Here is a 4741-nt window from a genome sequence, read left to right as displayed (position 1 = left end):
GATGGATTCACGGCGTGTCCCGCGAACTCACACACCCCCGCCCAGCCACGCCGCAAGCGGCAACCTGCTCTCGCTCGCAGTTGCGGTCGCCCTTCACCCCACCCGTAGACACCCGCAAAAAACACAAAAAAAACGGCGACGCTTTCGCGCCGCCGCATTTGTATCGCTCGATCATCCCAAGCCGTTACAGGATGTAACGACTCAAATCCGGATCCTGCACCAGCTCGCCCAGATGCGCGTCCACGTAAGCCTGATCGATGCTGATGGTCTCGCCGTCGCGGTCGGGGGCCTCGTAACTCAGCGTATCCAGCAGACGCTCCAGCACCGTGTGCAGACGACGGGCACCGATATTCTCCTGGCGCTCGTTGACCTGGAACGCGATCTCGGCCAGACGGTCCACCGCATCCACGGTGAATGTCATCGACACACCCTCGGTCTGCAGCAACGCCTCGTACTGCTTGGTCAGCGCTGCCTTCGGCTCGGTCAGGATGCGCACGAAGTCCTGCTTGCTCAGCGCGCCCAGCTCCACCCGGATCGGGAAACGCCCCTGCAGCTCCGGAATCAGATCGCTCGGCTTGGCCAGATGGAACGCGCCGGAGGCGATGAACAGAATGTGGTCGGTCTTGATCGTGCCGTACTTGGTGGACACGTTGGAGCCTTCCACCAGCGGCAGCAGATCGCGCTGCACGCCCTCGCGCGACACATCGCCACCGCCAACGTTGTCGCCGCGCTTGGCCACCTTGTCGATCTCGTCGATGAACACGATGCCGTGCTGCTCGCAGGCCTCGATCGCCGCGCTGCGGATATCGTCCTCGTTGACCAGCTTGCCGGCCTCTTCCTCGACCAGCAGCGGACGCGCCGCCTTGATCGACAGCGTGCGCTTCTGCGCCTTCGCCCCACCCATGCTCGAGAACATCTGGCGCAGCTGCTGGCCCATTTCCTCCATGCCAGGCGGGGTCATGATGTCCATGCTGACGTTGGCCGAGACTTCCAGTTCGATCTCGCGCTCGTCCAGCTCGCTATTGCGCAGCATCCGGCGGAACTTGATGCGGGTTTCATTGTCCTGCGCCGACGGCTCGTTGCGCGCGGCCTCGGCATCGAAGCCGATTCCGGCGCTGCGACGCGGCAGCAGCGCATCCAGAATGCGGTCTTCGGCACGCTCTTCGGCCTGGGTGCGCACGCGCACCTTGGCCTGCTCGCGGTACAGCTTGACGGCCGTGTCGGCCAGGTCGCGGATGATCTGCTCCACGTCCTTGCCGACGTAGCCCACTTCGGTGAAGCGGGTAGCTTCGACCTTGACGAACGGCGCGTTGGCCAGCGTGGCCAGGCGACGGGCGATCTCGGTCTTGCCCACGCCGGTCGGGCCGATCATCAGGATGTTCTTGGGCATCACTTCATTGCGCAGCTCGGCCGGCAGCTGCATGCGCCGCCAGCGGTTGCGCAACGCGATGGCGACCGCACGCTTGGCGTCGTGCTGGCCGACGATGTGCCGGTCCAGCTCCTGCACGATCTCGCGCGGGGTCATGGTGGCGGAGGAGACTTCAATCTTGTGCGGCATGGGTGTGCTCACGAATGAATGTGGTGTGTCGGGGTTGCCGGCCAGCGGCCGGCACTACGCCATGTAGCGGGTGCAGAGCCCCCTGAGTCAGGGGGCTGCCGCGAAGCGGCGGGGCATGTTGCGCAGCAACGCGTGGGGCGGCAGCGCGAATGCGCTGACGGTACCCGTCAAAGCTCTTCAACCACCACGTTGCGATTGGTGTAGATGCAGATGTCGCCGGCGATGTTGATCGACTCGGTGGCGATCGTGCGGGCGTCCAGTTCGGTGTGCGCCATCAGCGCGCGTGCGGCCGACAGGGCGTAGGAACCGCCGGAACCGATGGCGATGATGCCGTCCTCCGGCTCGATCACATCACCGGTGCCGCTGATGATCAGCGAGGTGTCCTTGTCGGCCACCGCGAGCAGCGCTTCGAGCTTGCCCAGGCGGCGCTCGGTGCGCCAATCCTTGGCCAGCTCCACCGCCGCACGCTGCAGCTGGCCGTGCTTTTCCAGCTTGGCCTCGAACAGTTCGAACAGGGTGAACGCATCGGCCGCGGCACCGGCGAAACCGGCCAGTACCTGGCCCTCGCGACCCAGCCGGCGCACCTTGCGGGCATTGCCCTTCATCACCGTGTGGCCGAGCGTGACCTGGCCGTCGCCGGCGACGGCGACATGCCCGTTGCGGCGCACCGAAATGATGGTGGTGGCATGAAATACGTTGGGGTTCTGACTGGGGTCCATGGAGCCTCCGGGGTGACAAGGACTGAGGTGGGGTCGTTGCCGGAGGCTTCAACCCACCCTGCCCTGCGGCCGGGTGACGCAGCGGATCGATTCAGCTTTCGTTGCCGCTCTTGCGCCGCTTGGCGCGCGGATGGGCCGCATCGTAGACCTTGGCCAGGTGCTGGAAATCCAGGTGGGTGTAGATCTGCGTGGTGGCGATATCGGCATGGCCGAGCAGCTCCTGCACCCCGCGCAGGTCGCCGGAGGATTCCAGGATGTGGCTGGCGAAACTGTGCCGCAGCATATGCGGGTGCACGTGCTTGAACAGACCCTGCCGTTGGGCCAGCCCACGGATGCGGATCTGGATGGCGCGCTGGGTGATCGGACCGCCCTTGCGGCCGGGAAACACCGGCTGTGCCTCGCCACCGCCGCTCTCGCCACGCCAGCCCTCCAGGGCGGTGCGCGCATGCGAACCGAACGGCACGCGACGCTGGCGGTTGCCCTTGCCCAGCACGTTGACCAGCCCGGTGGCGAAATCCAGATCGCGCCAGATCAGCGCGCACAGTTCGCTCAGGCGTAGGCCGGAGGAATAGAACAGCTCCAGCAGCGCGCGATCGCGCAGGCCCAGGGGCGTATCGGTGGGCAGTTCGACCAGCTGCACCGCTTCATCAGCGTCCAGCACCTGCGGCAGCTTGCGTGGTGCCTTGGGCGCCTTCAATCCGGCGGCGGGGCTGACCGTGATGCGACGGTGCTTGAGCAGCCACGCATAGAAACTGCGACAGCCCGACAGGCGGCGCTGCAACGATTTCGGCGCCAGCCCGCGACGATGCTCGGCGGCGATGAACTGGCGCAACTGCTCGCCATCCAGCGCTTCGATCACCGCGCCCTGCTTCTGCGACCACGACTCCAGCGCCTCTAGGTCGCGGCGGTAGGCATCCAGCGTGTGCGCCGACATGCGCCGCTCGACCTCCAGGTAGCCAAGGAACTCGGCGGCAGCGCTCATGGCATCGGGAGGGCGTACGGACTCAGGCCTGCGCGAAGCGCTTCAACGCCACGCCCAGCGACTCGCCCATCATGCGCAGGAACAGCGTGCCCATGCCGGGATAAAACCGATTGGCATCGCGGCTGCCGACCGCGATCAGGCCAACGCCCGGCAGCGGCAGCAATGCGCTGGACTGCACTTCCTCGACGCGCTCCTGGTACAGCAACGTACTCTTTTCATGCTGCAGGCGGCCGCAGATCGGCTCGCCGTCCTTGAGGCAATCGCGGAACGCGCCGAGCGCGGCACTGTCCTCGGCGACCACCTGCAACCACGGTGCCTGCTCCAGCCCCTCCACCGGGTGCAGCATCACCAGCCGGACCAGATCGCCGGCGAAATCCTCTTCCAGCGACGCGGCCATCGCGCGCAGCGTGTCGGCGGCCGTGGTCTGCTTCATCAGCGCCAGGGTCAGCTGGTGGGTGCGCACGGCCAGGCGTTCGTTGACCTGTGCGTTGCCGGCCAGCTCGGCCAGCCGCCGCGACAGTTCGCGGTTCTTGTCGCGCAGCACTTCCAACTGGTAGCTGGCCAGCGACGCGGTAGGACCGTCATCGCGCGGCACCACCAAGGTCAGGGCCAGGTCGGGGAACTGCTTGAGAAACGCCGGATGCCGACGCAGCCATGCGGCGATTTCATGCGCACCGATCTTTTCGACGGTCTCGTTCATGCGTTCCACTCCCCTTCAAAGACGAAGGCTGCCGGGCCGGACATCACCACCTGGGCGTCGTCGGCCGGCCAGCGCAGGCGCAGCGTACCGCCCGGCAGCGACAAGGTGGCATCACGCTCCAGGCGACCGCGCTGCATCATCACCACCGCCGCGGCGCAGGCGCCGCTGCCACAGGCCAGCGTTTCGCCGACGCCGCGTTCGTACACGCGCAGGCGTGCATGGGTGGGATCGAGCACTTGCACGAAGCCGACGTTGACCGACTGCGGGAAGGTAGCGTGCTGCTGCAGCAGCGGGCCGAGCCGTTCGACCGGCGCCGCGTCGACCAGACCGACCTCGATCACCGCGTGCGGATTGCCCATCGACACGGCGCCGAAGCGCACCGTGTCGCCCTGCAGCGGCAGCAGGTATTCGTCGCGGGCGCGGGCGAAACCGAGCAGTGGGATCTGCTGGGGTTCAAAGCGCGGCACGCCCATGGCCACCGCGTACTGGTCATCGGTCAGGCGTTCAATGCTGTGGGTGGCCAGCGGGCTGTCGATGGTGAAATGGTCGCCGCCGGCCGCGCCGTCGCGCACCAGCCAAGCCGCCACGCAGCGCGCGCCGTTGCCGCACTGCTCGGACTGGGAGCCATCGGCATTCCAGATCCGGTAGGACGCCACCGAGCCTTCCGCGCGCGGGGCTTCGATGGTGAGGATCTGGTCGCAGCCGACGCCGGTGTGGCGGTCGGCCAGCCGTGCGGCCAGGGCCGGGGTGGGTTCGGGGGTGCCGTCGCGCAGGTCCAGCAC

At 67.0% G+C, this 4741-nt stretch carries 6 protein-coding genes; 1 reads left to right on the top strand and 5 read right to left on the bottom strand.

Annotation, left to right across the window (positions count from 1 at the left end):
• Positions 1–197: hypothetical protein (locus tag ACXJKH_RS15155; RefSeq protein ID WP_457320491.1), on the top strand; the 197-nt coding region annotated here is incomplete at its 5' end.
• Here ACXJKH_RS15155 and hslU read toward each other — a convergent pair.
• From hslU to dapF, 5 genes are all read right to left on the bottom strand, one after another.
• The gene (gene hslU / locus ACXJKH_RS15150) at positions 185–1558 is read right to left on the bottom strand and encodes an ATP-dependent protease ATPase subunit HslU (protein ID WP_457320489.1); all 1374 of its coding nucleotides are present in this window, start codon (positions 1556–1558) and stop codon (positions 185–187) included. The two genes, ACXJKH_RS15155 and hslU, sit on opposite strands and share 13 nt — an antisense overlap.
• 167 nt (positions 1559–1725) lie before the next feature.
• Positions 1726–2277, bottom strand: a complete 552-nt coding sequence (gene hslV / locus ACXJKH_RS15145) for an ATP-dependent protease subunit HslV (RefSeq protein WP_019183676.1) — start codon at positions 2275–2277, stop codon at positions 1726–1728.
• A gap of 91 nt (positions 2278–2368) precedes the next feature.
• Positions 2369–3259 (bottom strand): tyrosine recombinase XerC, encoded by an 891-nt coding sequence (xerC, locus tag ACXJKH_RS15140; protein WP_457320487.1) that lies wholly within the window; start codon positions 3257–3259, stop codon positions 2369–2371.
• Between the two features lie 22 nt (positions 3260–3281).
• Complete coding sequence (locus ACXJKH_RS15135) at positions 3282–3959, bottom strand: DUF484 family protein (RefSeq protein ID WP_457320485.1); 678 nt, start codon at positions 3957–3959, stop codon at positions 3282–3284.
• Positions 3956–4741 (bottom strand): diaminopimelate epimerase (dapF, locus tag ACXJKH_RS15130; RefSeq protein WP_457320483.1); only part of this gene is annotated, 786 nt, incomplete at its 5' end. The genes dapF and ACXJKH_RS15135, both read right to left, overlap by 4 nt.

It is taken from the genome of Stenotrophomonas sp. P5_B8, assembly GCF_054049855.1.
This window is presented reverse-complemented; position numbering and strand designations above follow the sequence as displayed.

What these genes read in the sequence shown, in the direction of transcription:
- hslU (WP_457320489.1), bottom strand. Translation starts at nt 1,558, where the DNA reads ATGCCGCACAAGATTGAAGTCTCCTCCGCCACCATGACCCCGCGCGAG.
- hslV (WP_019183676.1), bottom strand. Translation starts at nt 2,277, where the DNA reads ATGGACCCCAGTCAGAACCCCAACGTATTTCATGCCACCACCATCATT.
- xerC (WP_457320487.1), bottom strand. Translation starts at nt 3,259, where the DNA reads ATGAGCGCTGCCGCCGAGTTCCTTGGCTACCTGGAGGTCGAGCGGCGC.
- ACXJKH_RS15135 (WP_457320485.1), bottom strand. Translation starts at nt 3,959, where the DNA reads ATGAACGAGACCGTCGAAAAGATCGGTGCGCATGAAATCGCCGCATGG.